This is a genomic window from Pandoraea sp. PE-S2R-1, from assembly GCF_002179865.1.
Classification (GTDB): Bacteria; Pseudomonadota; Gammaproteobacteria; order Burkholderiales; family Burkholderiaceae; genus Pandoraea.
Map to the genome: position 1 here is coordinate 1 of NZ_NGUR01000176.1, position 371 is coordinate 371.

Annotated in this window: 1 protein-coding gene; it reads right to left on the bottom strand. The window is 64.7% G+C overall.

Features of this window, described 5'->3' with window-relative positions; genetic code table 11:
• On the bottom strand, nucleotides 1-371 hold a 371-nt coding region (locus tag CDV44_RS27585), incomplete at both ends, for an ATP-binding cassette domain-containing protein (protein WP_141118862.1).

Here is a 371-nt window from a genome sequence, read left to right on the forward strand (position 1 = left end):
GACGATGCGCGTAGCAACGCGGTCGAGGAAACTGCGATCGTGAGTGATGAACAGCAGCGCGCCGCGATAGCCGATGAGCAGCTCTTCGAGCCAGCGGATCGCTTCGAAATCGAGGTGGTTGGTCGGTTCGTCGAGCAGCAGAACGTCAGGTTTGGCCACCCACGCCTGCGCAAGCGAAACACGCTTTTGCATCCCGCCGGAGAGTGCGCCCACGCGCGCATGTCCGTCGAGCCCGAGCTGTGCGACGGTCGTCTCGACCCGCGTCTTGACTTGCCAGGCATCGGCGACGTCGAGCGACGACTGCAATGTATTGAGACGCGCGAGCAACGCGTCGTGCTCAGCGCCGTCGGGGGCGACAGCGAGCGCTTCGG